The 26,297-nt window shown below is 66.3% G+C and carries 28 protein-coding genes; 14 read left to right on the top strand and 14 right to left on the bottom strand.

From position 1 onward, the window contains the following. Positions 1-53 precede the first annotated feature (53 nt). The 10 genes from C5F46_RS03030 (at position 54) to C5F46_RS02985 (ending at position 12,110) form a co-directional block, all read left to right on the top strand. Positions 54-809 carry an N-formylglutamate amidohydrolase gene (locus C5F46_RS03030; RefSeq protein WP_107323872.1) on the top strand — a complete coding sequence of 252 codons (756 nt, stop codon included), beginning with the start codon at positions 54-56 and terminating at the stop codon, positions 807-809. After that, positions 809-1,315, top strand: a complete 507-nt coding sequence (locus tag C5F46_RS03025; RefSeq protein WP_107323871.1) for a TRAP transporter small permease subunit — start codon at positions 809-811, stop codon at positions 1,313-1,315. The genes C5F46_RS03030 and C5F46_RS03025 overlap by 1 nt, the downstream gene beginning before the upstream one ends. Next, a complete protein-coding gene (locus C5F46_RS03020; protein WP_107323870.1) occupies positions 1,315-2,640 on the top strand; it encodes a TRAP transporter large permease in 1,326 nt (441 codons plus the stop codon). Before C5F46_RS03025 ends, C5F46_RS03020 begins: the two co-directional genes overlap by 1 nt. Before the next feature lie 43 nt (positions 2,641-2,683). Next, positions 2,684-3,724 carry a TRAP transporter substrate-binding protein gene (locus C5F46_RS03015; RefSeq protein WP_107323869.1) on the top strand — a complete coding sequence of 347 codons (1,041 nt, stop codon included), beginning with the start codon at positions 2,684-2,686 and terminating at the stop codon, positions 3,722-3,724. 173 nt (positions 3,725-3,897) lie between these two features. Then, positions 3,898-5,262 (top strand): glutamine synthetase family protein, encoded by a 1,365-nt coding sequence (locus tag C5F46_RS03010; protein WP_107323868.1) that lies wholly within the window; start codon positions 3,898-3,900, stop codon positions 5,260-5,262. A 21-nt stretch (positions 5,263-5,283) separates the two neighbouring features. After that, a complete protein-coding gene (locus tag C5F46_RS03005; protein ID WP_107323867.1) occupies positions 5,284-6,672 on the top strand; it encodes an aldehyde dehydrogenase family protein in 1,389 nt (462 codons plus the stop codon). After that, a complete protein-coding gene (locus C5F46_RS03000) occupies positions 6,669-7,820 on the top strand; it encodes an iron-containing alcohol dehydrogenase (protein WP_107323866.1) in 1,152 nt (383 codons plus the stop codon). The genes C5F46_RS03005 and C5F46_RS03000 overlap by 4 nt, the downstream gene beginning before the upstream one ends. Before the next feature lie 58 nt (positions 7,821-7,878). After that, positions 7,879-9,126 (top strand): NAD(P)/FAD-dependent oxidoreductase, encoded by a 1,248-nt coding sequence (locus tag C5F46_RS02995; RefSeq protein ID WP_107323865.1) that lies wholly within the window; start codon positions 7,879-7,881, stop codon positions 9,124-9,126. A gap of 132 nt (positions 9,127-9,258) precedes the next feature. Continuing rightward, positions 9,259-11,418 carry a YjbH domain-containing protein gene (locus C5F46_RS02990; protein WP_235820065.1) on the top strand — a complete coding sequence of 720 codons (2,160 nt, stop codon included), beginning with the start codon at positions 9,259-9,261 and terminating at the stop codon, positions 11,416-11,418. Further along, on the top strand, positions 11,415-12,110 hold the full coding sequence (locus C5F46_RS02985; RefSeq protein ID WP_133618357.1) for a YjbF family lipoprotein: 696 nt from the start codon (positions 11,415-11,417) through the stop codon (positions 12,108-12,110). Before C5F46_RS02990 ends, C5F46_RS02985 begins: the two co-directional genes overlap by 4 nt. Before the next feature lie 101 nt (positions 12,111-12,211). Here C5F46_RS02985 and C5F46_RS02980 read toward each other — a convergent pair whose 3' ends face one another. From C5F46_RS02980 to C5F46_RS02965, 4 genes are all read right to left on the bottom strand, one after another. Next, entirely contained in the window at positions 12,212-12,397 is a 186-nt protein-coding gene (locus tag C5F46_RS02980; RefSeq protein WP_168796812.1) for a hypothetical protein, read from the bottom strand. Between the two features lie 189 nt (positions 12,398-12,586). Beyond that, positions 12,587-13,375, bottom strand: a complete 789-nt coding sequence (locus C5F46_RS02975) for an iron chelate uptake ABC transporter family permease subunit (RefSeq protein ID WP_107323861.1) — start codon at positions 13,373-13,375, stop codon at positions 12,587-12,589. Then, positions 13,368-14,183 carry a metal ABC transporter ATP-binding protein gene (locus C5F46_RS17240; RefSeq protein ID WP_107323860.1) on the bottom strand — a complete coding sequence of 272 codons (816 nt, stop codon included), beginning with the start codon at positions 14,181-14,183 and terminating at the stop codon, positions 13,368-13,370. The genes C5F46_RS02975 and C5F46_RS17240 overlap by 8 nt, the downstream gene beginning before the upstream one ends. Next, positions 14,174-14,707, bottom strand: a complete 534-nt coding sequence (locus C5F46_RS02965) for a Fur family transcriptional regulator (RefSeq protein WP_107323859.1) — start codon at positions 14,705-14,707, stop codon at positions 14,174-14,176. The genes C5F46_RS17240 and C5F46_RS02965 overlap by 10 nt, the downstream gene beginning before the upstream one ends. Positions 14,708-14,788: 81 nt before the next feature. On the opposite strand from C5F46_RS02965, the gene C5F46_RS02960 reads away from it, so the two are divergent. The 4 genes from C5F46_RS02960 (at position 14,789) to C5F46_RS02945 (ending at position 18,112) form a co-directional block, all read left to right on the top strand. Continuing rightward, the gene (locus tag C5F46_RS02960; protein ID WP_107323858.1) at positions 14,789-15,715 is read left to right on the top strand and encodes a zinc ABC transporter substrate-binding protein; all 927 of its coding nucleotides are present in this window, start codon (positions 14,789-14,791) and stop codon (positions 15,713-15,715) included. Between the two features lie 78 nt (positions 15,716-15,793). Next, the gene (locus tag C5F46_RS02955) at positions 15,794-16,558 is read left to right on the top strand and encodes a 2-dehydro-3-deoxygalactonokinase (RefSeq protein ID WP_107323857.1); all 765 of its coding nucleotides are present in this window, start codon (positions 15,794-15,796) and stop codon (positions 16,556-16,558) included. Further along, positions 16,555-17,580 (top strand): aldose epimerase family protein, encoded by a 1,026-nt coding sequence (locus tag C5F46_RS02950; RefSeq protein WP_107323856.1) that lies wholly within the window; start codon positions 16,555-16,557, stop codon positions 17,578-17,580. The genes C5F46_RS02955 and C5F46_RS02950 overlap by 4 nt, the downstream gene beginning before the upstream one ends. A gap of 16 nt (positions 17,581-17,596) precedes the next feature. Further along, positions 17,597-18,112 carry a GbsR/MarR family transcriptional regulator gene (locus C5F46_RS02945; RefSeq protein WP_107323855.1) on the top strand — a complete coding sequence of 172 codons (516 nt, stop codon included), beginning with the start codon at positions 17,597-17,599 and terminating at the stop codon, positions 18,110-18,112. A 3-nt stretch (positions 18,113-18,115) separates the two neighbouring features. Here C5F46_RS02945 and C5F46_RS02940 read toward each other — a convergent pair whose 3' ends face one another. From C5F46_RS02940 to aroA, 10 genes are all read right to left on the bottom strand, one after another. After that, a complete protein-coding gene (locus C5F46_RS02940) occupies positions 18,116-18,484 on the bottom strand; it encodes a helix-turn-helix transcriptional regulator (protein WP_235820064.1) in 369 nt (122 codons plus the stop codon). 153 nt (positions 18,485-18,637) lie between these two features. Next, the gene (locus C5F46_RS02935) at positions 18,638-19,087 is read right to left on the bottom strand and encodes a hypothetical protein (protein WP_181317727.1); all 450 of its coding nucleotides are present in this window, start codon (positions 19,085-19,087) and stop codon (positions 18,638-18,640) included. A gap of 132 nt (positions 19,088-19,219) precedes the next feature. Continuing rightward, on the bottom strand, positions 19,220-19,585 hold the full coding sequence (locus C5F46_RS02930) for a PepSY domain-containing protein (protein WP_107323854.1): 366 nt from the start codon (positions 19,583-19,585) through the stop codon (positions 19,220-19,222). A gap of 146 nt (positions 19,586-19,731) precedes the next feature. Next, positions 19,732-20,958, bottom strand: a complete 1,227-nt coding sequence (gene trpB, locus C5F46_RS02925; protein WP_107323853.1) for a tryptophan synthase subunit beta — start codon at positions 20,956-20,958, stop codon at positions 19,732-19,734. 1 nt (position 20,959) lies between these two features. Further along, positions 20,960-21,601 carry a phosphoribosylanthranilate isomerase gene (locus C5F46_RS02920; RefSeq protein WP_107323852.1) on the bottom strand — a complete coding sequence of 214 codons (642 nt, stop codon included), beginning with the start codon at positions 21,599-21,601 and terminating at the stop codon, positions 20,960-20,962. Positions 21,602-21,608: 7 nt separating this feature from the next. Next, positions 21,609-21,974, bottom strand: a complete 366-nt coding sequence (locus tag C5F46_RS02915) for a lipopolysaccharide assembly protein LapA domain-containing protein (protein ID WP_107323899.1) — start codon at positions 21,972-21,974, stop codon at positions 21,609-21,611. Between the two features lie 2 nt (positions 21,975-21,976). Continuing rightward, positions 21,977-22,264 (bottom strand): integration host factor subunit beta, encoded by a 288-nt coding sequence (gene ihfB / locus C5F46_RS02910; protein ID WP_107323898.1) that lies wholly within the window; start codon positions 22,262-22,264, stop codon positions 21,977-21,979. Between the two features lie 211 nt (positions 22,265-22,475). Further along, the gene (rpsA, locus tag C5F46_RS02905) at positions 22,476-24,161 is read right to left on the bottom strand and encodes a 30S ribosomal protein S1 (RefSeq protein ID WP_107323851.1); all 1,686 of its coding nucleotides are present in this window, start codon (positions 24,159-24,161) and stop codon (positions 22,476-22,478) included. Between the two features lie 108 nt (positions 24,162-24,269). Beyond that, positions 24,270-24,875 carry a (d)CMP kinase gene (locus tag C5F46_RS02900; protein WP_107323850.1) on the bottom strand — a complete coding sequence of 202 codons (606 nt, stop codon included), beginning with the start codon at positions 24,873-24,875 and terminating at the stop codon, positions 24,270-24,272. After that, a complete protein-coding gene (gene aroA / locus C5F46_RS02895) occupies positions 24,872-26,221 on the bottom strand; it encodes a 3-phosphoshikimate 1-carboxyvinyltransferase (protein ID WP_107323849.1) in 1,350 nt (449 codons plus the stop codon). Before aroA ends, C5F46_RS02900 begins: the two co-directional genes overlap by 4 nt. Positions 26,222-26,297: the final 76 nt, after the last annotated feature.

Below are 26,297 nucleotides of genomic sequence, written 5' to 3'. Positions count from 1 at the left end.
CCCCGCCCGGTGGAGCCTTGAGCGATAACGCGATCAAGAATCGACAGGGAAACATGGCTTCGCAAACCGGCCCCGATCAGGTGGTGACGGTCGAGAACCCCGAGGCGCCGGGGCCGTTCGTGGTTGTCTGCGAACATGCCTCGAACGCCTTTCCGGCGCGCTGGGGCGACCTGGGGTTAAGCGCCGGGCAGAAGGCTGCGCATATCGCCTGGGATCCGGGCGCTCTGGGTCTGGCGCAGAGCCTGGCGGCGGGGCTGGAGGCCCCGCTGGTGGCGGCCACGGTCTCGCGACTGGTCTATGACCTGAACCGCCCACCGCAGTCGGCCGGGGCCATGGCCGCCCGCAGCGAGCTGCATGACATACCAGGCAACGCAGGGCTGCCCACCGCCGACCGGGTCGCGCGGACCGAGGCGATCTATCTGCCGTTCCACGCCACCCTTCGCGCGCTGATCGCGCGGCGCCTGGCGGCCGGTCAGGCCACGGCACTGGTCACGGTGCACAGCTTTACCCCGGTCTACAACGGCCACCACCGGGCGGTGGAATTTGGCATCATCCATGACGCCGACCCCGCGCTGGCCCGCGCGGTGCTGGCTCAGGCGGCGCAGTTGCCCCTTATCAGCCGGCTGAATGAGCCCTACTCTGCCGCCGACGCGGTGACCCATACGCTGGCCCTTCAGGCCACCCCTCAGGGGATACGGAACGTGATGCTGGAATTGCGCAACGACCTGATCGCCACGCCCGAGGCGCAGCAGGCAATGGGCCGCACACTGGCGCCGCTGCTGCGCGCGGCGCTGGCGGAGGTGGGCTGATGCCGGGATGGATCAGGGCCTATGTGCGCGTGGTCGAGGCGGTGAACTACCGCGTGGGCCGCTTTGCGATGTATCTTCTGTTCGTCATCATGGGCATCCTGATCTGGTCCTCGATCACCAAGATCGCAGGCGTCCCGGCACTGTGGACGCTGGAGATGGCGCAATTCACGTTGGTGGCTTATTACCTTCTGGGCGCGCCCTATTCGCTGCAACTGGGCAGCAACGTGCGCATGGACCTGCTGTATGCGCAGTTGCGCCCGCGCACGCAGGCATGGTGGGATGTGATCACCATCTTCGCGCTGATCTTTTATCTGGGCGTCATGCTGTTTGGGGCCGTCGAAAGCACCACCTATTCGCTGGAGGTCGGCGAACGCAGCCCGACCGCCTGGCGCCCCTATCTGTGGCCGATCAAGATCGTGATCTGTCTGGCCTTCGTTCTGATGTTACTGCAAGCCTTCGTGCACCTGTTCCGCGACATCGCCACCCTGCGCGGAGAGGAATTGTGATGTCCTACGAATGGATCGCGGTTCTTATGTTCTCCAGCCTGCTGCTGATGATGGTCACCGGGCAGCGGGTGTTCGGTGCGATCGGCTTTGTCGCGGTGGTGGCGGCGCTGCTGCTGTGGGGCGAGGGCGGCTCGGACATGGGCTTTTCCTCGGTCATGAAGCTGATGAAGTGGAACGCGCTGCTGGCGCTGCCGATGTTCGTGTTCATGGGCTATGTGATGAGCGAAACACGGCTGGCCGATGACCTTTATCGCATGTTTCATGTCTGGTTCGGGCCGCTGCCCGGCGGGCTTGCCATCGGCACGGTCCTGCTGATGGTGTTGATTTCGGCGATGAACGGGCTGTCGGTTGCGGGCATGGCGATCGGGGCCACGATCGCGCTGCCCGAACTGGTCCGGCGTGGCTATGACAAGCGGATGGTTTCGGGCGTGATTCAGGCAGGCTCCAGCCTTGGCATCCTGATCCCGCCGTCGGTGGTGATGATCCTGTTCGCGCTGATCGCACGCCAGCCGGTCAGCCAGTTGTGGCTGGCGGGCATCCTGCCGGGTCTGCTGATGGCGACCATGTTCGTGGCCTATATCCTGATCCGCAGTTGGCTCAACCCGGCGCTTGCGCCCGCCATGCCCGCAGAGGAACGCGCCAGCATCACCCGACGCGAGAAATTCGCGCTGCTGCGTGCGGGGCTGTTGCCGCTGATCATCTTTGCCGCGATGATGGTGCCCTTCGTGAACGGCTGGACCAGCCTCACCGAAGCCTCGGTGATCGGCGCGCTGGCGGCAGTGGCGGCGGCCGCGGTCAAACGCCGCTTTACGCGGCAGGTGCTTGAGGTTGCCACCCGGTCAACGCTGGCGATCACCACCATGTTCATGCTGATCATCATGGCCGCGCTGTCGTTCGGGGCAGTGTTCGACGGGCTGGGCGCGGGGCGCGCGATCCAGACATTCTTCCTGTCGGACCTCGGGCTGCAACCGTGGCAGGTGCTGGTGCTGATGCAGGCCAGTTTCCTGATCATGGGCATGTTTCTGGACGATACCGCAATGCTGGTGATCGTGGCGCCGGTTTTCGTGGGGCTGGCCAAGGCGCTGGGCTTTGATCTGATCTGGTATGGCATTCTCTACACGATCACCTGCCAGATCGCCTATCTGACGCCACCCTTCGGGTATAACCTGTTTCTGATGCGGGCCATGGCGCCACCCGATTTCACCCTTGGGGTGATCTACCGGTCGGTCTTCCCTTTCGTGGGGGTGATGCTGCTGACGCTGATCCTTGTCATGGTCTTCCCGCAGATCGCGCTCTGGCTGCCGCAGACAATTTACGCAAAGTGAACGACCCCGAACGGGGCACACCTCAACCAACGGAGAGAACAGCATGACCACGACAAGACGGAAGTTTCTCGCCACCGGCGCGCTTGCCGCCGGGGCCGCAACGCTGGCCGCCCCCGCCGTGCGGGCGCAGACGCCGATCAAATGGCGGCTGCAAACCTATGCCGGGGCGGCGCTGGGCGAACATGTGATCAAGCCCGCCGTTGAGGCGTTCAACACCATCGCGCAGGGCCAGATGGAGATCGAGCTTTACTTTGCCGACCAGCTTGTGCCCACGGCCGAGTTGTTCCGCGCGATGCAGAAGGGCACGATCGACGCGGTTCAGTCGGATGATGACTCGATGGCCAGCCCCACCGATGTCACGGTGTTCGGCGGCTATTTCCCGCTGGCGCTGCGCTATTCGCTCGATGTGCCGGCACTGTTCAACCACTATGGGCTGAAAGAAATCTGGGAAGAGGAATACGCCAAGGTCGGGGTAAAACACATCTCGGCCGGGTCGTGGGATCCGTGCCATTTCGCCACGAAAGACCCGATCAACAGCCTTGCCGACCTTCAGGGCAAGCGCGTCTTCACCTTCCCCACCGCGGGCCGGTTCCTGACGCGGTTCGGCGTGGTGCCGGTGACGCTGCCGTGGGAAGATGTCGAGGTGGCATTGCAGACCGGCGAACTCGACGGCATCGCCTGGTCGGGCATCACCGAGGATTACACGGTGGGCTGGGCCAACGTGACCAACTACTTCCTGACCAACAACATCTCGGGCGCCTGGATCGGGCATTTCTTTGCCAACATGGATCGCTGGAACGAGGTGCCGCCGCATCTGCAGGAACTGATGAAGGTCTGCTTCGAGCAGTCGCATTACTATCGCCAGCACTGGTATTGGGCGGGTGAGGCGCGGCTGCGGGTCGAAGAAACCAAGCTGCAACTGACCTCGATCCCCGATGCCGAATGGGCCACCGTCGAGGCCGAAGCGGCAAAGTTCTGGGATGAAATCGCAGCTGAAAGCCCGGTCAAGGCCAAGGTCGTCGAGATCATCAAGAAGTATAACGACACGATGACCAAGGCGGGGCGGCCTTACCGCTACGGCTGATCGGGGGATGGTGCCGGGAACGGGTCGGTGAGGGTGATGGACAGTTTTGGTGCGCCTGAAGGTGCATGTTGCCCCGCCACCGCCACCGCCACCGCAACCCGACACCCACCCGTCGGGTGCGCCTCAGGGCGCACCCCTTCCCCGGCCCCGCACGACACGATGAAAGGCGCGACATGCCCGCAAACCTGACCTTTGACAGCCTCAAGGCCGCCGTTGCCAATGGCGAGATCGACACCGTTCTGGCCTGCATCGTGGACATGCAGGGCCGTCTTCAGGGCAAGCGGTTCCACGCCCGGCATTTCATCGAAAGCGGCTGGGAAGAAACGCATTGCTGCAACTATCTGCTGGCCACCGATTTCGAGATGACCACTGTGCAGGGCTACAAGGCCACCTCATGGGCGGCGGGCTATGGCGACTATGTGATGAAGCCCGATCTGGCCAGCCTGCGCCGCATCCCCTGGGCGGCGGGCACCGCGCTGGTGATGTGCGACGTGCTGGACCATCACACCCATGATCTGGTGCCCCATGCGCCGCGATCGGTGCTCAAACGCCAGATCGAACGCGCGCGGGCCATGGGCTTTACCGCCTACATGGCGACTGAGCTTGAGTTTTTCCTGTTCGAACAAAGCTATGCCAGCCTGTTCGACAGCGGCTACCGCGACATGACGCCGATGGCCCGCCACAACGTGGATTATTCGATCTTTGGCACCGCGCGCGATGAACCGATCATGCGCGCGATCCGCAACGGGCTGTATGATGCGGGCATCCCCGTCGAATGTTCCAAGGGTGAGGCCGAGGCCGGGCAGGAAGAGATCAACGCGAAATATTCCGACGCGCTTGATACCGCCGACATGCACACGATCATCAAACTGGGCGTGAAGGAGATCGCGCAACAGAACGGCGCCTCGGCCACCTTCATGGCGAAATACGACCACCGGCGGGCGGGGTCATCAAGCCATGTGCATCAATCGCTGTGGGCGGGCGGGGCCAACGCCTTTCACGACCCGGCCGACCCGCACGGCATGTCGGATCTGATGCGCCACTACATCGCCGGGCAACTGGCTCATGCGGGCGAGATCACGGCCTTTCTGGCGCCCTATGTGAACAGCTACAAACGCTTTGTCGTAGGCATGTTCGCCCCCACCAAGGCCGTCTGGAGCCTTGACAACCGCACCGCCGGTTTCCGCGTCTGCGGCGAGGGCACCAAATCGGTGCGGGTCGAGTGCCGCATCGGCGGCGCCGATCTGAACCCCTATCTGGCCTGCGCGGCACTGCTGGCCGCGGGGCTGGAGGGGGTTGCGCGCAAGCTGCCGCTGGAACCGGCGGTGGCAGGCGACATCTACCTTGCGGGCGAGGTGCGCGAAATTCCGAAAACGCTGGGGGCAGCGGCAGAGCTGATGTCCGGCTCGGCCATGCTGCGCACGGCCTTTGGCGACGGGGTGATCGAGCATTACCACCGCGCCGCGCTGTGGGAGATTGAAGAACAGAACCGTGTCGTGACCGACTGGGAAGTGGCACGCGGATTTGACCGCGCCTGACGGCGCAAGAGGGACGAAACGATGACCAAAACGATCCAATGCATCTCGCCCGTGGATGGGCGCGTCTATGCCGAACGGCCCTGCCTGAGCATGCCCGAGGCCGAAGCGATGGCGGCACGCGCACGCGCCGCGCAACCGGGCTGGGCGGCGCGGCCGCTGGCAGAACGCATCGCGCTGGTGCAGGCCGGGGTGGCAAAACTGAACGAGATGAAGCCGGTTCTGGTCGAGGAACTGGCCTGGCAGATGGGCCGCCCGACCCGCTATGGCGGCGAATTCGGCGGCGTGAACGACCGCACCGCCTATATGTCGGAGATCGCTGCGCAGGCGCTGGCGCCGATGGTGGTAGAGGCTTCTGACAGCTTTGAACGCCGGATCGAACGCGAGCCTGTGGGGGTCGTCTTTGTGCTGGCGCCGTGGAACTACCCCTATCTGACCTCGATCAACACCATCGTCCCCGCACTGATCGCAGGCAATACGGTGGTGCTGAAACACGCCAGCCAGACGCTGCTGGTGGGCGAACGTCTGGCCGAGGCCTTTCATGCAGGCGGCGTGCCCGAAGACGTGTTCCAGAACGTTGTGCTGGACCATGCCACGACCGAGGCGCTGATCGGCGCGCGGGCGTTCAACTTTGTCAACTTCACCGGCTCGGTGGGCGGCGGCGCGGCGATGGAACGCGCGGCGGCGGGCTCTTTTACCGGGCTTGGGCTGGAACTGGGGGGCAAAGATCCTGGCTATGTAATGGACGACGCCGATCTGGATGCGGCGGTGGACAGCCTGATGGATGGCGCGATGTATAACGCAGGCCAGTGCTGCTGCGGGATCGAGCGCATTTATGTGCACGAAAGCCTCTATGACGCCTTCGTCGAAAAGGCGGTGGCCTGGGTCAAGGGCCTGCGCCTTGGCAACCCGTTCGAAGAGGCCACGACAATCGGCCCGATGGCGAACAAACGCTTTGCACAGGTCGTGCGCGACCAGATCGCCGATGCCATCACCGACGGCGCCACCGCACTGATCGACCCGGCGCTGTTTCCCGAAGATGACGGCGGCGCCTATCTGGCACCGCAGATCCTGGTGAACGTGAACCACGAAATGCGCGTGATGCGCGAGGAAAGCTTTGGTCCCGTGGTCGGCATCATGGCGGTGAAAGACGACGAAGAGGCGATCGCCGCAATGAACGACAGTCCCTATGGGCTGACCTGCTCGATCTGGACGCGTGACGCGGCCCGCGCGGCGGCAGTGGGGGCGCGGGTGGAAACCGGCACCGTCTTCATGAACCGTTGCGATTATCTGGACCCGGCCTTGTGCTGGACCGGCTGCAAGGACACCGGCCGCGGCGGCAGCCTGTCGGTTCTGGGCTATTACTCGGTCACGCGGCCGAAATCCTACCATCTCAAGAAGGTGACGAAATGACCCCCAAGGCAAACTGGTCTTACCCGACCGCCATCAAGTTCGGCGCGGGCCGCATTGCGGAACTGGCCGATCACTGCAAGACCGTGGGGCTGAAAAAGCCCCTGCTGGTCACCGACAAGGCGCTTGCGCCCTTGCCGATCACGCAAAATGCACTGGCCATTCTAGAGGCTGCGGGTCTGGGCCGCGCGGCGTTTTCCGATGTGGACCCGAACCCCAACGAACAGAACATGGCCGAGGGCATCGCCGCCTACAAGGCGGGCGGGCATGATGGCGTGGTCTGCTTCGGCGGGGGGTCGGCGCTGGATCTGGGCAAGATGATCGCGTTGATGGCCGATCAGGCGCCCAGCCTTTCGGTCTGGGATCTGGAGGATATCGGCGACTGGTGGACCCGCGCCGACGCAGGCAGGATCGCGCCCATCCTGGCCGTGCCCACCACCGCGGGCACCGGCTCCGAGGTCGGGCGCGCGGGGGTTCTGACCAATTCGGTTACGCACAAGAAAAAGATCATCTTCCACCCCAAACTGCTGCCCGCGGTCACGATCTGCGACCCGGCACTGACGGTGGGGATGCCGCGGTTCATCACCGCCGGCACCGGCATGGATGCGCTGGCGCACTGCCTTGAGGCCTATTGCAGCCCGTTCTACCACCCGATGAGCCAGGGCATCGCGCTGGAGGGAATGCGGCTGGTGTTTGAAAACCTGCCCAAGGTCTACGCCAACCCGCACGACCTTGAATCCCGCGCCCATATGATGAGCGCCGCCGCGATGGGCGCAGTGGCGTTCCAGAAAGGTCTGGGCGCGATCCATTCGCTGTCGCACCCCATCGGCGCGGTCTATGGCACGCACCACGGCACCACGAACGCGGTGGTGATGCCCATGGTGCTCGACTTCAACCGCACGGCAATCGAGGACCGGATCGAAAAGGCCGCCGCCTATCTGGGCATCGCGGGCGGGTTCGACGGGTTCCGCGCGGCGGTGATGGCGCTGCGGGCCGAGCTGCACATCCCCGAAAACCTGACGGCCATGGGGGTGGAGTCTGCGCGGCTGGATGCGCTGACCGAAATGGCGCTGGAAGACCCATCCTGCGGCGGCAACCCCATCGAGATGACGCGCGAAAATACCCGCGCGCTGTTTGACGCCTGCATGTGACTGGCCGAGCCGAAGATTTTTCGCCGAAAAATCTTCGGCCGCTACAGGGGCCAGCGCAATGACGACTGTCGTTTCCACCGACATCGCCGTGGTCGGCGCGGGCGTGGTGGGCCTTGCCATCGCGCATAGGCTGGCGTCGGCGGGGCGCGAGGTGGTGCTGATCGACCCCGCCCCGCCGGGGTCTGGTGCCTCTTGCGGCAATGCGGGCACCATTGCCGATTACGCGGTGCAGCCTGTGGGCAACCCCGATGTGCTGCGCGCCCTGCCCCGGCTGATGTTCGATGCCAATTCGCCGCTGGCCATCCGCCGCGCAGCCCTGCCCGCGCTGGCGCCCTGGCTGGCGCGGTTCCTGCGTCAGTCGCTGCCGGGCCCCTCACGGCGCAATGCGGTGGCGCTGGCAGGGCTGCTGGAAGACGCCGCCCCACGCTGGCGCAGCCTGGCCGAGGCGATCGGCGGCGCCGGTCTGGTGCAACGCAAGGGCTGCCTCTATCTTTACGAAACAGCGGCCGAGGCGCGCGCGGCCAAGGCCGATCTGGCCCTCCGTCGCGATCTGGGCGTGACGGTCGAGATGCTGTCCCCCGACGCGGTGACAACCCTCGACCCCGCGCTGCCGGGCGTTGCGGGGGGTGGGGCCTTTTTCCCCAAGGCGCTGTTTCTGACCGATCCGGGGCGGATGGTCGGTCTTCTGGCCGCTGCGGCGCAGGCGGCGGGGGCCGAGGTGATCGCCGCACAGGTGGACCGGCTGGACCGGCTGCCCGACGGAGTGCGGCTGAGCGGACCGGGGCTGCGGCTGCACGCGCGCCGCGTGGTGATCGCGGCAGGCGCGCATTCGCGCGCGCTGGCCGCGCAGGCGGGCGACCGGGTGCCGCTGGACACCGAGCGCGGCTATCACGTCGAATGGGACATGGCCACCCCACGGCTGGGCCGGCCCACCTGCCCCACGGCACGCGGCTTTTACCTGTGCCCGATGGCCGGGCGGCTGCGCGCGGCGGGCACGGTGGAACTGGGCGGGCTGACGGCGCCCCCCTCGCCCCACCGCATTGCGCGGCTGATCCAGGGCGCCCGCGCGATCTTTCCAGACCTGCCCGCGCGGCCTGACCGCGAATGGATGGGCTTTCGCCCCTCGATGCCTGACAGCCTGCCGGTGATCGGCCCCTCGCGCGCCGGGGCCGAGGTGATCCATGCCTTCGGGCATGGCCATATCGGGCTGACGCTGGCGCCGGTCACGGCCGAAATCGTGGCCGACCTGATTGCCGGGCGCAGCCCCCGCCCCGACATCGCCCCCTGTCGGGCAACCCGGTTCTGACCGCCCCACCGCACGCGGTGAACGATGACACAGACGCAACATCTTGCGCCAAATCGCGCGACGGCTCCATTCCCCCTCGCCCGATGGCGGAAACTGCGTATAAAAGGGTCAAAAGAGCCGAGGAGGATCGACGTGACGCCGCATCGCCACACCGCATCGCAGCAGACCGGCCAGCGCGCCCCCCGTCGCGGCAGTCTTTGCCTTGGGGTTGCGGCCCTGGCGCTTGTCACCGCCCCTGCGCTTCGGGCCGAGCCGATGATCGGCGAAAGCCGCGGCACCTTCGGCCTGCCCGGCCTGATTGACATGCCCACCGCCGAAAGCCGCCCTGATGGTGAAATCGGCGCCACTACCTATTTCGCCGACGGCGCGCAACGCCACAGCTTTGCCTTCCAGATCACGCCGCGCCTGTCGGGGGTCTATCGCTATTCCAGCATCGACGACCTTGATCCCGCGGGCGGCACGCTGCTGGACCGGTCTTTCGACTTCCAGTTTCAACTGACCGAAGAAAACGGGATGCGCCCGGCCGTTGCGGTCGGTATCCGCGACTTTATCGGCAACGGCGCCTATTCCTCGGAATATCTGGTCGCCACCAAGACCCTCAGCCCCGGCCTGCGCGCAACCGCGGGTCTGGGCTGGGGCCGCTTGGGCAGCGAAGGCGGGTTTTCCGGCTTTGGCGACCGGCCGGCCTATGATTTCTCCGGGCCGGGGGGCGAACTGAATTCGGGCAAATGGTTCCGGGGCGACATTGCGCCGTTTTTCGGTCTGGCGTGGCAGGCGACCGACAAGTTGACGCTGAAGGCCGAATATTCCTCGGATGCCTATGAGCAAGAGGTGGCGCTGGCCGGGTTCGACCACGCCTCGCCGGTCAACCTCGGGTTCGATTACCGCTTCAGCCGCTATGCGGGCGTGTCGGGCTATTACATTCACGGCAGCGGGGCGGGGCTGCAGTTTTCCGTCTCACTTGATCCGCGCCGCCCACCCTTCCCCTCGGGGATCGAGAAAACCCCGCTGCCGGTGCGCCCGCGCCCGGCCCCCGGCGCCGACCCCGAAGGCTGGTCGGGCGCCTGGGCCGCAGACCCCGAGGTGCTGCCCGGTGTGCAGCGCGCGGTGGCCGATGCCCTGCGCAAGGATGGGCAAGTGCTGGAAAGCATGTCGCTGTCGGCCAGCCGGGCCGAGGTGCGGGTGCGCAACGAATCCTACGGCGCGCAGGCACAGGCGATGGGGCACACCGCCCGCATTCTGACGCGGGCGCTGCCGCCATCGGTGGAAACGCTGGTCATCACCAACGTCGCACGCGGAATGCCGACCTCGTCGGTCACGTTCCGCCGCAGCGATATCGAGGCGTTTGAAAACACGAGTTCGGTGGATATCGCGCAGCGCATGACCATCAGCGATGCCGCAGCAGGCCCGACCGAGGGGCTGCGCCCTACCGAGGGCCTGTTCCCCCGGTTCCGCTGGTCGCTGACGCAATATGTCGATGCCACCCTGTTTGACACCGATAACAGCCTGCAGGCCGATATCGGGCTGAAGCTGTCGGGCTCGTATGAAATCCAGCCGGGGCTGATTGCCTCGGGGTCGATCCGGCAAAAGCTGGCGGGCAATCTCGACGATGCGACCGGCGGCACCGGCGGCTCTGGCGCGGTTTATCCGGTGCGATCGGACATCGCCGCCTACAGCAGCCACGACGATCTGGCGATTCAGAGCCTGACGCTGGCCTGGTATGGCCGCCCCGCCCCCGAGGTCTATTCACGGGTCACTGTGGGTCTGCTGGAACGGATGTATGGCGGGGTTTCGGGCGAGGTGCTGTGGAAACCCGTCGATAGCCGGCTGGCGCTTGGCGCCGAGGTGAACTGGGTGCGCCAGCGCGATTTCGACCAGCGCTTTGACTTCCGCGATTATGACACAGTGACCGGCCATGCCTCGGCCTATTACGACTTTGGCGGCGGGTTCAACGGGCAGTTGGATGTCGGGCGCTATCTGGCCGAGGATTGGGGCGCCACCGTCGCGCTGAACCGCGATTTCGCCAATGGCTGGCGCGTGGGGGCATTCGCCACGGTCACCGACATGTCGCGCGAGGATTTCGGCGACGGCTCGTTCGACAAGGGCATCCGCCTGACGATTCCAATTGCCTGGACCACGGGCAAGCCGACGGTCAGCAAGCTTGACACCACGCTGCGCCCCGCGACGCGCGACGGCGGGGCGCGGCTGAACGTGGACGGGCGGCTTTATGACACCATCCAGCAAAGCCATACCGGCGCGATCTATGACAGTTGGGGAAGGTTCTGGCGATGATCCTGCGCGGCAAGGCGGGCGCCGCGCTGGCGGCTCTGGTGATCGTAGCTGTTGCTGGCTGCGCCGGAGATGGCGCCAAGCGCGGCAAGGTCGCCTTGGGCGGCGGATTGCTGAGCGGGGCGGTGGGAACGCTGGTGAACGAGCGCCGGGGTGCAGGCCCCGCGCAAGACCCCGGCCAACTGGCGGCGGCGGCGCTGAAATCCTTGCCGGGGCCGGTGATGCTGGCCCAGATCGGGCCAGGCGCGGGCTATACCGTGCTGGGGCTTTATGGCGAAAACGGCGACAGGCGCACTTATGCGACGCCGGGCGAACAGGCCATGGTGTTTCGCAACGGGATTCTGGTTGCCACCCGCGGCTATGGCAATGATCTGATGTCGGCCGATCCGGGCGCGGCCGGGCAACTGGTGCGCAGCCGCAGCGCAGGCAGCGCCGAACGCATCTGGCGCTATCTGGATGGCAACAACGTGGAACGCCCGCTGCGCATGAACTGCGCGGTGCAGCCGGGCGGAACCCAGGCCGCGCAACTGGGCGGGCGGGCCGTGACCGTCCGGCAGATGAATGAAACCTGCGCCACCGGGCCGTTGAAGATCGACAACACCTATCTGGTCACCGATGCGGGGCTGATCCTTGCCTCGCGGCAATGGATCGGGCCGGGGCTGGGCCATGTCAGCCTGCAGGTTCTGCGGCCCTGATCGGTCCGTCTTCGTTCACGGCCCGGCAACCGCAAAAGAAAAAGGCCGGAGAGCAATGCTCTCCGGCCTTTTCGATTCTGCCCGAAGGCAGAACCGACAGATCAGTTCGAGGCAACAGCCGCGATGCCAACCAGCAGCAGCAGCGGAACCAGGATGCCAGCGTCCGAGGACGAGTTGCCTTCGACGACAACCGGCTCGGCTTCGACGACCGGGGCTTCGTAGCCGCCAGCGAAAGCGGTGCCAGCGGTCAGGCTCAGAGCGAGGGCGATGGTAGCAAACTTGTTCATGATATTCTCCAAGGTTTGAGCGAAAGCCGCCGAACGCGACAGCATCACAATCTTCCTCTCACAAGTGCGGGGGTGGTGGAAAGGTGATTTCATCAAATTGCTGTTTCGGCGCGGTGCAGTGTTGCAATTTAGCCAATGGTTAGCCCAATAAAACGGCGGGATAAGGAAAGACTTTGGTTTTGACGCCGCTCAGGCGCGGCGCCCGGCGAAAGGCAGGCTCGCGGCAAACAGGCACGCGGCCGCAGTGACGATCGAGGGGCCTGCGGGTGTGTCAACCCTGAGCGAGGCGTAAAGCCCCAGCACCACCGCCCCCACCCCGGCAAGGCTTGCCCCAACGGCCATCGTTTCGGGCGTGCGGGCGAACTGGCGCGCGGTGGCCGCCGGGATGATCAGCAGCGCCGCGATCAGCAGCGCCCCCACGATCTTGATGGCGACCGCCACAACCAGCGCCAACGCGATGGTCAGCACCAGCCGCTCGCGGCGCGGGTCCAGCCCCGCTGCCTGCGCCAGTTCCTCGTTCACTGTCGATGTCAACAGCGCCTGCCAGCGCCAGATCAGCAACGCCAGCACCACCGCCGAGCCCCCCCAGACCACCGCCAGATCGGTGCGGCTGACCGCCAGAATGTCGCCAAACAGCCACGCGCTCAGATCAACCCTCACCTCGGTCAGGAACGACACGGCAACAAGGCCAAAGGCCAGCGCGGAATGGGCCAGCACGCCCAGCATCGTATCCATCGCATGGCCGCGGCCCGCCAGCGTGGCCACCGTTACCGCCATCCCCAGCGCAACCGCCACGGTGCCGACATAGACCGACAGGCCAAAGGCGAACGACAGCGCAACACCCAGAATTGCCGCATGGGCCGTGGCATCGCCGAAATAGGCCATCCGCCGCCAGACGACGAACGATCCCAAAGGGCCTGTGGCCAGCGTCAGCCCGACCCCGGCAAGACCGGCGCGCACCAGAAAATCGTCAAACATGATCGGCGGCCTTCGATTGGGAATGGTCGTGGCTGTGGTCATGCCGGTGCGGATGCGCGGCGTGGGGGTGGGCGTGGTCGTGACCATGGCCCTCGTCTTGGTCATGATCATGGTCGTGGACGTGCTGATACAGCGCCAGCGCCCCCCCGGTGCCCAGACCGAACAGCGCCCGGTATTCCGGCGCCGCCGATACCACCCGAGGCGTGCCCTGGCAGCAGACATGCCCATTCAGACAGATCACCCGATCCGAGGCCGACATCACCACATGCAGATCATGGCTGACCAGCAGCACCGCCGCGCCGGTTTCGCGCCTGACCTCTTCCAGCAAGCGGTAAAATGCGGCGATACCCGGCTGGTCAAGGCCCTGCGTCGGCTCGTCCAGGATCAGGATGTCGGGCCGCGCCAGCAGCGCACGCGCCAGCAGGACCCGCTGAAACTGCCCACCCGACAGCCGCGCCATCTGCCGCGTCTCCAGCCCCGCCACGCCGGTGCGGCTCAGGGCGGCAGCGGCGGCGGCATCCGTGACCCGCCGGGGCAGCGACAGGAACCGCCGCACCGTCATTGGCAGGGTGGCGTCGATATGCAGCTTTTGCGGAACATATCCGATCGACAGCCCCGGCAGCCGCGTGACCTGCCCCGTGGCGCTGCGCTCCAGTCCGATCAGCGCGCGGATCAGCGTGGATTTGCCCGACCCGTTGGGGCCGACAACCGTCACGATCTCGCCGCGGCGGATGGCGAAATCGACATCGGCCAGAACCGCCACCCCGCCATGGCGCACCGTCAGATTTTCAGCTGAAATCAGGTGCATGACGCCTTCCCGACACAAGCGGGGCACAGCCCTAGCGCCTCTATATTGGCGCGTTCCACCACAAAGCCCAACCCCGCCGCCTTAGCATCAAGCGCCGCCCGCAGCGGCCCCGCCGGGGCCTCGGCCACAGCACCACACAGCCGACAGATCAGAAAGGCAGGCGCGTGCACCTCGCCCGGGTGCATGCAGGCAGCAAAGGCGTTCAGCCGGCGAATGCGATGGGCCAGCCCATGTTCGACCAGAAATTCCAGCGCGCGATAGGCCACCGGGGGCTGCTTGCCAAAGCCATCGGCAGCCAGCCGGTCCAGCACCTCATAGGCGCCCAGGGCGCGATGCGCCTCCAGCAAAATCTCCAGCGTGCGGCGGCGCACCGGGGTCAGCCGCGCCCCCGCCGCGTCGGCCACCGCTTCGGCCCGCAGCAACAGCGCCTGCGCGCAATGACTGTGGTCATGCTGGGCAAAGGCCAGCGCCGGGTCGGTATCGGCGCAGCCGGTGCAGGCCTTGGCAGCGGAAGTTTCGCGCATGTTATTTTATCACACCCCTCTTGACGGGTTATGCTATAACATAGAAAAGATTTCCCCGAACAGCAAGCGACCGGAGGCTTCATGCGTTTCCTTCTTCCCCTGACCCTCGCCCTGCCCCTGCCCGCCTTGGCCGAGGTGCCGCAGGTGGTGACCGATATACCCGCCGTGCATTCGCTGGCCGCGCAGGTGATGGGCGATCTGGGCACCCCCGCGGTGCTGCTGGATCAGGGCGCCAATGCGCATAACTATCAGATGAAACCTTCGCAGGCCCGTTCCTTGCAAGAGGCCGACCTGGTGTTCTGGATCGGGCCGAAAATGACACCATGGCTCGACCGTGCGATTGCCGGGGTCAGCCTGACCGGCAAACCTGTGGGCCTGCTGGAGGCCACGGGCACCTTTCGCCGCGATTTCGGCCAGACCGGGGCGCATGATCATGGCCATGACAACCACGCCCAAGACCACACCCTGCCGGGTCACGGCCACGCCGGGCTGGACCCACACGCCTGGCTTGACCCGACCAATGCGCGGTACTGGCTGGGCCTGATCGCAGCCGAACTGTCAGTCACCGACCCAGAGAATGCGGCGACCTATGCCGCCAATGCCGCCGCTGCCGCCGCGCGAATCGACGCGCTGGACGCCGATCTGACCGCACAGCTTGCGCCGGTGCAGGCGCGGCCTTTTGTGGTCTTTCACGATGCCTATGGCTATTTCGCCAGCCATTACGGGCTGACGGTGGCCGGAACCATCGCCTTGGGCGATGCGGCCGCGCCCGGCGCCGAACGGCTGACCGGCCTGCGCGAGACGCTGGAACAGGCGGGCGCGGTCTGCCTGTTCCCCGAGGCCCAGCACGACCCCAAACAGGCGGCCCTGCTGGTCGAGGGAACCGCGGTCAAGCTGGGCGATCCCCTCGACCCGTCGGGGTCGAGCCTGCGCTATGGGCCCGGCCTGTATGAGGCCTTGTTGCGCGGGCTTGCCGATGACCTGACCGCCTGCCTGACCAAAGGCTAGGCGGCTTGCCATCGGGGCGGAATGCGGCTCTAACCACCCGCGTCGGCTGGTCCGGCGCGGGTTTTTGTTGGGGGCGGAATGCAGGGCGCGCGCTGGATCGCGGCAGAATGGAACGGGGCGCGGCTGACGCTTTGGGCAATGGGCGCCGATGGCCCGGTGGCGCGGGGCGAGGCTGCGGCGCCCGATCTGGCAGGGGCGCTTGCGCCCTGGGGCGGGCAGCGTCTGCCGATTCTGGCCGCGGGCCTGCCCGGCGCCCCGGTCTGCGCCCTGCCATGCCGCCCCGAACAGCCTGCGCAGGCCCGACGCGGCGGCTCTGACCTTTGGCATGTGCCCGATCTGGCCCGCCCCGGAACAGCCGAACGCCTGCCCGGCCCCGCCGCTCTGCGCCTTGCGGGGCTGCTGGCCGCGCAGCCCGAATTTGACGGCGTGGCCTGCCTGACCGGGCCGCACAGCCATTGGACGCATCTGAGCGCAGGCGAGGTGGTGTCGGTGATGGCGGCGGCAAGCGGTCGCGTGGCGGCCTGTCTGGCGGCCGATCCCGGCGCAGAGGCGGGCTTTGACGCCGCGCTTTCGGCAGTGCTTAGCCGCCCCGAACGGCTGGCCCGAGCGCTGGCAGAAATGACAGAGCCGGGCGCGATCTGGGGCGCGCTGATCGGGGCCGAACTGGCGGCGGCGCGGCCCTGGTGGCTGGGCCAGCGGGTGCTGGTGCTGGGCGAAGGCGCGACGCCCGCACTCTATGCCCGCGCGCTGGCGGCGCAGGGCGTTCCGGCCACAACCGGCGCGGACGAGGCGGCGGCGCTGGCGGGCTTTACCCGCGCGGCAACCGCCCTGGGGCTGGCATGACCGGCGCGCGCGCCTTTGGCACGCTGGCCGATGGCCGCGGGGTTCAGGCGGTGACGCTGGCCGCAGGGGAACTGCGCGCCCGCATTCTGACCCGCGGCGCGGTGCTGCAAGACCTGCGGCTGGCCGGCGTGCCATGGCCGCTGCTGCTAGGCTCGGACCTGCTGGCCGCTTATGAGGGGCCGATGGAATGGTTCGGCGCCGTGGTGGGGCCGGTGGCCAACCGGATCGCGGGCGCGCGACTGACGGCGGCAGGGCAGGTGTGGCACCTGCCGGCCAATGACGGGCCGAACTGCCTGCACGGCGGCCCCGAGGGGACATGGGCGCAACTGTGGCAGATCGCGGATCTGGCGCCGGACCGGGTGGCGTTGCAGCTTGATCTGGCACGGGGCGCGGGCGGCCTGCCCGGTGCCCGGCGGATCGGCGCCACCTACCGCATCCTGCCCCCCGCAACGCTGGAACTGCGGCTTTGGGCCGAAACCGACCGGCCCACGCCGATGAACCTTGCGCATCACCCCTACTGGAGCCTTGACGGGCGGCCCGACACTGGCGGCCACTGGCTGCGGGTGGCGGCGGCGCATCTGCTGCCCACTGATGCTGCGGGCCTGCCCACCGGCGAAATCCGCCCGCTGGCGGGCGACCCGCGCGATCTGCGCGCCCTGCGCAGGCTGGACGCGCTGCCCCGGCTTGACCACAACTATTGCCTGTCAAACGCGCCGCGCCCGCTGACCGAGGCGGCCGAACTGACCGGCGCCAGCGGGGTGCGGCTGCGGCTGGCCACCACGGCGCCGGGGCTTCAGGTCTATGACGGCGCGGGGCTGAATACCGCCCCCTTTCCGGGGCTGACCGGCCAGCCCTATGGCCCCCGCGCCGGCGTCGCGCTGGAGCCGCAATACTGGCCCGACGCCCCGCATCACGCCGGATTTCCAGATATCCTGTTGCAACCGGGCAGCCGCTGGGAACAAATTACCACTTACCGGTTTGACCGCACCGATCCCACAGGCGACACTCGCCCGACATCATGACCGACCGGAGCCACCGATGACCGCCGCAGGACAGACCGAGCTTGTCGCCCTTTTTGCCGACATGGGGCAGCGGATCGGGCTGTCGCGCCCGGCGGGCCAGTGTTTTGCCGCGATCTGGCGCGCGGCGCAGGCGCCCAGCGCCGACGATCTGGTGACCGAACTGGGGCTGTCACGCTCCAATGTCTCGACCGCGCTCAAGGAGTTGCGCAGCTGGGGGCTGATCGGGCGCGCGCGCGCCCCTGGCGACCGGCGCGATCGGTTCACCGCCCCCGCCGACCCCTGGGCCATCGCCCGCCAGATCCTGGCCGAACGCCAGCGCCGCGAACTGGCCCCCGCGCTGGACCGGCTTTACGCGATCGAGGCGGTGACCGCCGACGCCCGCGTGGCGGCCCTGTGCGAGGTGCTGGAGGGATTTGCCGGCTGGTATGGCGGGCTGGCGCGGCTTGATCCGGGTGAACTGGCAGCCCATGTGACCGAACATCCCGCCTCGGACGACAACGGGCGCAAGAAGAAGAAGAAGAAGAAAAACTAGGCTCTAGGCCTCTGGCGACGGGTCGCCTGCCATCAGATCCTCGATGAAAAGGCTCAAAAGCTGCGGGCGACCGCTAACCCCGGCCTTGCGATAGATCGCGTTGGTCTGCGCCTTGACCGTGCCTTCGGAGGTGGCGCGCAGCCGGGCGATTTCGGCGGTGGACATGCCTTTCAGGGCAAACAGCGCCACGTCGCGTTCGGCCGGCGTCAACCCCCAGTCAGCGAAGCGTTCGGCCAGCAATTCGTGAAACACACCAGAGGCCCGGCGCAGCCGTGCGTTGGCGGCGGCGGTTTCGCGCAGCGACCGGCGCAGCGTCAGACCGCCCAGCACCAGCCCCAGCACCAGCCCCAGCGCGGCGCCGATCTCGATCACCTCGCGGGCCTACCAACTGATCGGCTCGGCATAGATCCCGAAAACCGACATCGTGATATCTGACACGAAGAACGTCGCACAAACCGCCTGCACCAGCAGTATTGCCGCAAGAGCGAACCGCGTCATCGCCAAGGTCCGCAAGCTGGCCGCGCGTCAGTCATCATCACCGCCGCCATCATCACCGCCGTCATCGTCGCCGCCGCCATCGTCGCCGCCGTCATCGTCGCCGCCGTCATCGTCGCCGCCGTCATCGCCCTGATCGTCGTCATCGTCATCGGTATCGTCGTCTGCGTCGTCTTTTGCGCTGCCCGCGCGGGTGTCGCCATCAAGCAGGCCGCCGGATGCGCCAGACGCGCCCGAGAACGGCTTGAAGAAATCGCGCAATATCTCGCCCGTGCCGGGGTTGAGGATGATCTCGCGCTTGCCCTTTGCGTTCAGCGCCGTGATGCGGACCCGCCCCAGCAGCGTGCGCTGGCGTGTGATGTCACGATACCCGAGCCGCCGCAGTTGGCGCTCGACCTGGCCCACTGCGTCTTGTGCCATCGCGGGGTGCGCCGTGACCAGAGCCGCCAACGCCATTGCGCAAAACTGCCTACGATCCATCACTCTCCCCGATCGGCGACCCTGCCGCCGCGCTTTCGCCGATCATTGACCCGCAAGACCGCGCTGGCAAGCGCCCGACGCGCCCGGTGCAGGATTGGCCAGTCGGCCAATCCTCGATGTTGCAGCTGCGGGTCAGTCGTCATCCCCGTCATCATCGCCACCATTGTCGTCATCGCCGCCCCGGTCATCGTCGTCATCGCGGTCATCGTCGTCGTTGTCGTCGTTGTCATCATTGTCATCGTCATCATCGTCGCCCCGACCACCGCCCCGTCCGGTTTCCGAGCGCAGCAACTCGCCGGTCGCGGCGTCATAGACGAGTTCCAGCGTCTGGCCCGCACGCTTGGCTTCGGCCTTGATCCGGCCATCGGCCGTCTCGACCTCGATCTGGGAAAACCCCTGCCCTGCCAGATCACGGGCCAGTTGATCGGCGCGGTCATCGGCCTGCGCGGCGGTGGCTGCGAGCACCAAAAGGCCCGCGAATGTGGTCATGCGTTTCATGATTGTCTCCCTTGTTCGGCGACGCCCAGCGCGTCGGCCTGTTCTCAACAAGGACCATTCCGAACCCGTGACGCCATCGGCCAAAGGGGGTATGTGCCGGGTTCTAAACCCGGCTCAGAGGGGCATAAACCACAGTTTATGCCCGCTCAGATCTTCATGTCGAAGCCGAGGTGACGGGCAACGGTGAAAATATCCTTATCGCCCCGACCGCACATGTTCATGATGATCAGATGATCGGCAGGCAGCGTCGGCGCGATCTTCACGACATGGGCCAGCGCGTGGCTGGGTTCCAGTGCGGGGATGATGCCCTCGGTCACGCAGCACAGTTGAAACGCCTCCAGCGCCTCACGGTCGGTGATCGAGACATATTCGGCGCGGCCCACGTCATGCAGCCAGGCATGTTCCGGCCCGATACCCGGATAATCCAGCCCCGCCGAGATCGAATGCCCCTCAAGGATCTGGCCGTCATCGTCCTGCAACAGATAGGTGCGGTTGCCGTGCAGCACGCCGGGGCGCCCGCCCGTCAGGCTGGCGCAATGCTCCATCCGGTCATCGACGCCATGCCCCCCGGCCTCGACCCCGATGATGCGCACGGATTTGTCGTCAAGGAACGGATAGAACAGCCCCATCGCATTCGACCCGCCGCCGATCGCGGCGATGATCGTGTCGGGCAGGCGGCCCTCACGTTCCAGAATCTGTTCGCGCGCTTCCTTGCCGATGATCGACTGAAAATCGCGCACCATCGCCGGGTAGGGGTGCGGCCCCGCCACCGTGCCAATGCAATAGAAGGTGTCGCGCACGTTCGTTACCCAGTCGCGCAGCGCGTCGTTCATCGCATCTTTCAGCGTGCCGCGGCCCGAGGTGACGGGGATCACCTCGGCCCCCAGCAGACGCATGCGAAATACGTTGGGCGCCTGCCGTTCCACATCGGTCGCGCCCATGTAGACCACGCATTTCAGCCCGAACCGCGCGCAGACGGTGGCGGTGGCCACGCCATGCTGGCCCGCGCCGGTTTCGGCGATGATCCGCGTCTTGCCCATGCGCATCGCCAGCAGAATCTGGCCCAGCACGTTGTTGATCTTGTGCGCGCCAGTGTGGTTCAACTCGTCGCGCTTGAGATAGATCTTGGCCCCGCCCAGATGCTCTGTCAGCCGCTCGGCAAAATAAAGCGGGCTGGGGCGGCCGACGTAATGCTTCCACAGATCATCCATCTGCGCCCAAAAGCTGGGGTCGGTCTTGGCATGTTCATAGCAGGCGTCAAGTTCCAGAATCAGCGGCATCAGCGTTTCAGACACAAAACGCCCGCCAAAGATGCCGAAGCGGCCGTTTTCATCCGGCCCGGTCATAAAGCTGTTGATAAGGTCTTCGGCCATGTCACTTCCCCCGTGCGGCGGCAATAAAGGCCGCGACCGCTTCCGTATCCTTCACCCCCGGCGCCGATTCAACCCCGGATGACACATCCACCTGCCGCGCCCCGGTCAGCCGGATCGCCTCGGCCACGTTGTCGGGTCTTAACCCGCCCGCCAGCATCCACGGACAGGGCCAGCGGCGCCGCGCGATCAGCCGCCAGTCGAACGACAGCCCGTTGCCGCCCGGCAGATCGGCCCCCGGCGCGGGTTTGGCATCGACCAGCACCTGATCAGCCACGCGGGCATAGCTATCCAGCGCGGGCAGATCTGCCTCGGTTGCCACGCCGACCGCCTTCATCACCGGCAGACCGAACCGCGCGCGCACCTCGGCCACGCGAGCGGGGCTTTCATGGCCGTGCAGTTGCAGCATATCGACCGGCAGCGCGGCCAGAATCGCCATCAGCGCGGCATCGTCGGCATCGACCGTCAGCGCCACCTTGGCCACCCCCGGCGGCACCGCCAGCGCCACATCGCACGCCTGCACCAACGTCAGGTTCCGGGGCGAGCGTGCGAAAAACACCAGCCCGATGTAATTGGCCCCCGCAGCGGCGGCTGCGAGGGCCTGATCGGGCGTTGTCAGCCCGCAAATCTTGACGCGAACGTCCATGTGCCGGTCAGCGGGCTGGCTTGGCGCTGTTTTCCAGCAGGGCCAGAACCTCGTCCTTCTGCTCGGGGTCGGCGCCCTTCAGCTTGGACACCTCGCGCTGCAGCCGCGCGACCTGACGGGCATTCTTGCTGGCAGCCGAGCGATGGCGCGATTCGCGCATCCATTCCCAGACAAAGCCGATCAGCAGGCCCACCAGAATACCGCCAAAGATGACAAGGAACAGCGGCAGTTGCACCGTCCATGTGTAGCCCAGGAAATCGCCCGCCTCCTGCGGAAGCAGGCGCAGCGTCACGGGCGGGCGGTTGGCCATGGCGATCGTGACCAGCACCACGGCCAGAGCGGCCAGAAAAAGCAGGCGGAGTGCGCGAAACATCATCAATCCTCTTCGCCGTTCAGGCGGTTGCGCAAAAGCTTGCCGGTCTTGAAGAACGGCACATGTTTTTCATCGACTTCGACCGAGGTGCCGGTGCGCGGGTTGCGCCCGACGCGGGCATCGCGCCGCTTGACCGAAAACGCCCCGAAGCCGCGCAGCTCTACCCTGTCCCCGCGGGCCATCGCCTCGACGATCTCGTCAAAGATCGTGTTGACGATCTTTTCGACGTCGCGCTGGAACAAATGCGGGTTTTCTTCGGCAATCTTCTGGATCAGTTCGGACCGGATCATGCACATCCCCCCAATCGACCCGGACAACAGGGTCCGAGCAATGCGGTCGCCACTATAGGCAGAAATCTTTGCAGCACAAACAGCAAAGTCATTGGAATGGCGCGCGTTTCCCAGCCCAAGCCGCTTTGCCGCGCCCCGGCGGCACCCGACCGCATGAAAACGGCCCCGCCCAACCGGGCGAGGCCGCAGATTTTTTAGCCGAATCGACCGATCAACGCTCGGTCTGGCCTTTCAGGGCTGCCCCGAGAATGTCGCCCAGCGAGGCGCCCGAATCGGACGAGCCATATTGTTCGACAGCTTCTTTTTCTTCCGCGATCTCGCGCGCCTTGATGGACACGCCCAGACGGCGGGTTTTCGAATCGACGTTGGTCACACGCACATCGACCTTGTCGCCCACCTGGAACCGCTCGGGGCGCTGGTCGGCACGGTCACGCGACAGGTCCGAGCGGCGGATGAACGACTTCATGCCGTTGTAATCGCACTCGATCCCGCCTTCCTCGATCGCCGTCACGGTAACGGTGATGATCGAGGCGCGCTTCACGCCATCAACCGCGTCCGAGAACGTGTCGGCATCCAGCGCCTTGATCGACAGCGAGATGCGCTCTTTCTCCACGTCCACTTCGGTGACGGCGGCTTTCACCACGTCGCCCTTGCGGTAGTTCTGGATCGCGTCTTCGCCGCGCTGTTCCCAGCTGAGGTCAGACAGGTGAACCATGCCGTCGATATCGTTCTCAAGGCCGATGAACAGACCAAATTCGGTGATGTTCTTCACTTCGCCTTCGATCACGTTGCCGACCGGATGGGTTTCGGCGAACACTTCCCACGGGTTGCGCATGGTCTGTTTCAGACCCAGCGACACGCGGCGTTTGGCCGTGTCGATTTCCAGCACCATCACATCGACCTCTTGCGAGGTGGACACGATCTTGCCAGGGTGGACGTTCTTCTTGGTCCAGCTCATTTCCGAAACGTGGACCAGACCTTCGACACCCGCTTCCAGTTCCACGAAGGCGCCGTAGTCGGTGATGTTGGTCACGCGGCCCTTGTGGACCGAACCCAGCGGGAACTTGCTTTCGACCGAATCCCACGGATCGTTCTGAAGCTGTTTCATGCCCAGGCTGATGCGGTGGGTTTCCTTGTTGATCTTGACGACCTGAACCTTGACGGTTTCGCCGATCGACAGGATTTCCGACGGGTGATTGACGCGGCGCCAGGCCATGTCGGTGACGTGCAGCAGGCCGTCAACGCCGCCCAGATCAACGAACGCACCGTATTCGGTGATGTTCTTGACCACGCCATCCACGATCTGCCCCTCGGTCAGGTTGCCGATGACCTCGGCGCGCTGTTCGGCGCGGCTTTCTTCCAGGATGGCGCGGCGCGACACAACGATGTTTCCGCGGCGACGGTCCATCTTCAGGATCTGGAACGGCTGCTTCAGACCCATCAGCGGGCCGGCATCGCGCACCGGGCGCACATCGACCTGGCTGCCAGGCAGGAACGCCACAGCGCCGCCCAGATCGACGGTAAAGCCGCCTTTGACGCGACCGAAGATGGCGCCATCGACACGCTCTTCTTTTTCATAGGCTTTTTCCAGCCGGTCCCAGGCCTCTTCGCGGCGGGCTTTCTCACGGCTGATGACGGCCTCGCCGCGGGCGTTTTCCACGCGGTCGAGGTAAACCTCGACGGTATCGCCCACGGCGATGGCGGGGGCTTCACCGGGGTTGGCGAATTCTTTCAGATCAACGCGGCCTTCCATCTTGTAGCCGACGTCGATGATGGCCTGGCCCGCCTCGATGGCGATGACCTTGCCTTTCACGACCGAGCCTTCCTCGGGCGTGTCGATCTCGAAGCTCTCGCTCAGAAGGGCTTCAAATTCTTCCATAGTCGCTTTGGCGCACATGCGGTTCAGTTTCCTTTTCAAATGTTTGACTGGCCATGCGGTTGGCTCCGCCGGTCTTTGGTTGGGGTCGTCAAGGCACAGGCCCGGATAACACGAAAGGGTCGCAGCTTACGCCCGACCCTGCCCGATCCGCTCATTTATGGCTGCGATCGCCTTGTTGACTGCGGCGTCTATAGTCAGTTCCGTCGTGTCAAGCAAGAGTGCATCGGCCGCGGGCTTCAGCGGCGCGGCCTCGCGCGCGGTATCGCGGCGGTCGCGCTCGACCAGTTGGGCCAGCACCTCGGCCTCGGAAATGCCGCTGCCCCTCAGCTCCAGCCAGCGGCGATGGGCGCGCACCGCATCCGAGGCGGTGACATACAGCTTCACCTCGGCCTCGGGGCAGATCACGGTGCCGATGTCGCGCCCGTCCAGCACCGCGCCGCCGTCAGCGCGGGCAAACCGGCGCTGAAACGCCACCAGCGCCGCGCGCACCTCGGGGATCGCGGCCACACGGCTTGCGGCCTGCCCCGCCTCGGCGGTGCGCAGGTCGGGGCGGGCCAGATCATCCGGGGTCAGCCCCAGCGCTGCCGCCACCGGATCGCCACCCTTGGTGCCAACGGCACGGTAAAGAAGCCCGGTGTCCAGATGCGCAAAGCCGAAATGCGCCGCCACCGCGCGGCTGATCGTGCCCTTGCCTGCTGCCGCAGGCCCGTCGATGGCTACGGTAAAGATCATGCCGCCCCCCGCTCGATCCGCGCGCCCAGCCCCGCCATCAGCCCCTCGAACACCGGGAACGAGGTGGCGATGGGCGCGCCGTCATCCACCGTGATCGGGCGGCGACTGGCCAGCCCCAGCACCAGAAAACTCATGGCGATGCGGTGATCCAGATGGGTGGTGCAGGTGGCGCCGCCCGGCACGCCGCCCGCCCCCATCCCGTGCACGATCAGCGTATCTTCATCCTCCTCGACGCGCACGCCGCAGACCTCCAGCCCGCGGGCCATCGCGTCGATCCGGTCGGATTCCTTCACCCGCAACTCCTTGACCCCGCGCATGACCGTGACGCCCTCGGCGCAGGCGGCGACGGCAGCCAGAATGGGGTATTCGTCAATCTGGCTGGCGGCGCGTTCGGGCGGCACCTCGATGCCCGTCAGCGCCGAAAACCGCACCCGCAGATCGGCCACCGGCTCGCCGCCCTCGGTGCGCGGGTTTTCAAAGGTGATATCGGCGCCCATTTCGAGCAATGTTGTAAAAAGACCATTTCGGGTCGGGTTCTGGCTGACGCCGGGCACCAGAATGTCGGACCCCGGCACGATCAGCGCGGCACAGACCGGAAAGGCAGCCGAGCTTGGGTCGCGCGGCACCGCAACATCCTGCGGGCGCAGTTCGGGCTGGCCGGTCAGGGTGATGATGCGGCCCTCGGGCGCGTCCGCCACCGTCAGCCGCGCGCCAAAGCCCGCCAGCATCCGTTCGGAATGGTCGCGCGTGGGTTCGCGCTCGATCACCACGGTTTCGCCCGGCGCGTTCAGGCCCGCCAGCAACACCGCCGATTTCACCTGCGCCGAGGGCACCGGCACGGTGTAGCGCACCGGCAGCGGATCGGCGGCGCCCACAATGGTCATCGGCAGCCGCCCGCCCGCGCGCCCATAGGCCCGCGCGCCGAACAGCGCCAGCGGATCGGTCACGCGCCCCATCGGGCGCTTGCGCAAAGACGCGTCGCCGGTGAAGGTGGCGGTGATCGGGCTGGTGGCCATCGCCCCCATGATCAGCCGCACCCCGGTGCCCGAATTGCCGCAGTCGATCACATCGGCGGGTTCGGCAAAGCCGCCCACGCCCACGCCATGCACCTCCCAACTGCCGGGGGAATGCCGTGTCACCTCGGCGCCAAAGGCGCGCATCGCCTTGGCGGTATCCAGCACGTCCTGCCCTTCCAGCAACCCGCTGATGCGCGTGCGGCCCACCGACAACGCCCCCAGGATCAGCGCGCGGTGGCTGATCGACTTGTCGCCCGGCACCTCGGCCACGCCCGCAAGCGGCGCTGCGGCGCGGGCGGTCATCGGGATCGGGTCAGCATGGCCAGACATGGGGCACCTCCGGTGTTTTCCTGCCCATAGCGCAGGGGCGCGGGCGCGTCCATGCCGGCGATGCCGCGAAACGGAA

The organism is Phaeovulum veldkampii DSM 11550, from assembly GCF_003034995.1.
Lineage (GTDB): Bacteria > Pseudomonadota > Alphaproteobacteria > Rhodobacterales > Rhodobacteraceae > Phaeovulum > Phaeovulum veldkampii.
Note: the sequence above shows the minus strand (reverse complement) of the source record. Positions and strands in the feature narration are given on the sequence as shown.

Bases quoted from the DNA above. Each gene is read 5' to 3' on its own strand.
- C5F46_RS02995 (WP_107323865.1), top strand. From the start codon at position 7,879: ATGACGACTGTCGTTTCCACCGACATCGCCGTGGTCGGCGCGGGCGTG.
- C5F46_RS03010 (WP_107323868.1), top strand. From the start codon at position 3,898: ATGCCCGCAAACCTGACCTTTGACAGCCTCAAGGCCGCCGTTGCCAAT.
- C5F46_RS02985 (WP_133618357.1), top strand. From the start codon at position 11,415: ATGATCCTGCGCGGCAAGGCGGGCGCCGCGCTGGCGGCTCTGGTGATC.
- C5F46_RS03030 (WP_107323872.1), top strand. From the start codon at position 54: ATGGCTTCGCAAACCGGCCCCGATCAGGTGGTGACGGTCGAGAACCCC.
- C5F46_RS02920 (WP_107323852.1), bottom strand. From the start codon at position 21,601: ATGGACGTTCGCGTCAAGATTTGCGGGCTGACAACGCCCGATCAGGCC.
- C5F46_RS02930 (WP_107323854.1), bottom strand. From the start codon at position 19,585: ATGAAACGCATGACCACATTCGCGGGCCTTTTGGTGCTCGCAGCCACC.
- rpsA (WP_107323851.1), bottom strand. From the start codon at position 24,161: ATGTGCGCCAAAGCGACTATGGAAGAATTTGAAGCCCTTCTGAGCGAG.
- C5F46_RS02950 (WP_107323856.1), top strand. From the start codon at position 16,555: ATGACCGGCGCGCGCGCCTTTGGCACGCTGGCCGATGGCCGCGGGGTT.
- C5F46_RS03020 (WP_107323870.1), top strand. From the start codon at position 1,315: ATGTCCTACGAATGGATCGCGGTTCTTATGTTCTCCAGCCTGCTGCTG.
- trpB (WP_107323853.1), bottom strand. From the start codon at position 20,958: ATGGCCGAAGACCTTATCAACAGCTTTATGACCGGGCCGGATGAAAAC.
- C5F46_RS02935 (WP_181317727.1), bottom strand. From the start codon at position 19,087: ATGGATCGTAGGCAGTTTTGCGCAATGGCGTTGGCGGCTCTGGTCACG.
- C5F46_RS02965 (WP_107323859.1), bottom strand. From the start codon at position 14,707: ATGCGCGAAACTTCCGCTGCCAAGGCCTGCACCGGCTGCGCCGATACC.
- C5F46_RS02915 (WP_107323899.1), bottom strand. From the start codon at position 21,974: ATGTTTCGCGCACTCCGCCTGCTTTTTCTGGCCGCTCTGGCCGTGGTG.
- C5F46_RS02960 (WP_107323858.1), top strand. From the start codon at position 14,789: ATGCGTTTCCTTCTTCCCCTGACCCTCGCCCTGCCCCTGCCCGCCTTG.
- C5F46_RS03000 (WP_107323866.1), top strand. From the start codon at position 6,669: ATGACCCCCAAGGCAAACTGGTCTTACCCGACCGCCATCAAGTTCGGC.
- ihfB (WP_107323898.1), bottom strand. From the start codon at position 22,264: ATGATCCGGTCCGAACTGATCCAGAAGATTGCCGAAGAAAACCCGCAT.
- C5F46_RS17240 (WP_107323860.1), bottom strand. From the start codon at position 14,183: ATGCACCTGATTTCAGCTGAAAATCTGACGGTGCGCCATGGCGGGGTG.
- C5F46_RS03025 (WP_107323871.1), top strand. From the start codon at position 809: ATGCCGGGATGGATCAGGGCCTATGTGCGCGTGGTCGAGGCGGTGAAC.
- C5F46_RS03005 (WP_107323867.1), top strand. From the start codon at position 5,284: ATGACCAAAACGATCCAATGCATCTCGCCCGTGGATGGGCGCGTCTAT.
- C5F46_RS02980 (WP_168796812.1), bottom strand. From the start codon at position 12,397: ATGAACAAGTTTGCTACCATCGCCCTCGCTCTGAGCCTGACCGCTGGC.
- C5F46_RS02900 (WP_107323850.1), bottom strand. From the start codon at position 24,875: ATGATCTTTACCGTAGCCATCGACGGGCCTGCGGCAGCAGGCAAGGGC.
- C5F46_RS02945 (WP_107323855.1), top strand. From the start codon at position 17,597: ATGACCGCCGCAGGACAGACCGAGCTTGTCGCCCTTTTTGCCGACATG.
- C5F46_RS02975 (WP_107323861.1), bottom strand. From the start codon at position 13,375: ATGTTTGACGATTTTCTGGTGCGCGCCGGTCTTGCCGGGGTCGGGCTG.
- aroA (WP_107323849.1), bottom strand. From the start codon at position 26,221: ATGTCTGGCCATGCTGACCCGATCCCGATGACCGCCCGCGCCGCAGCG.
- C5F46_RS03015 (WP_107323869.1), top strand. From the start codon at position 2,684: ATGACCACGACAAGACGGAAGTTTCTCGCCACCGGCGCGCTTGCCGCC.
- C5F46_RS02955 (WP_107323857.1), top strand. From the start codon at position 15,794: ATGCAGGGCGCGCGCTGGATCGCGGCAGAATGGAACGGGGCGCGGCTG.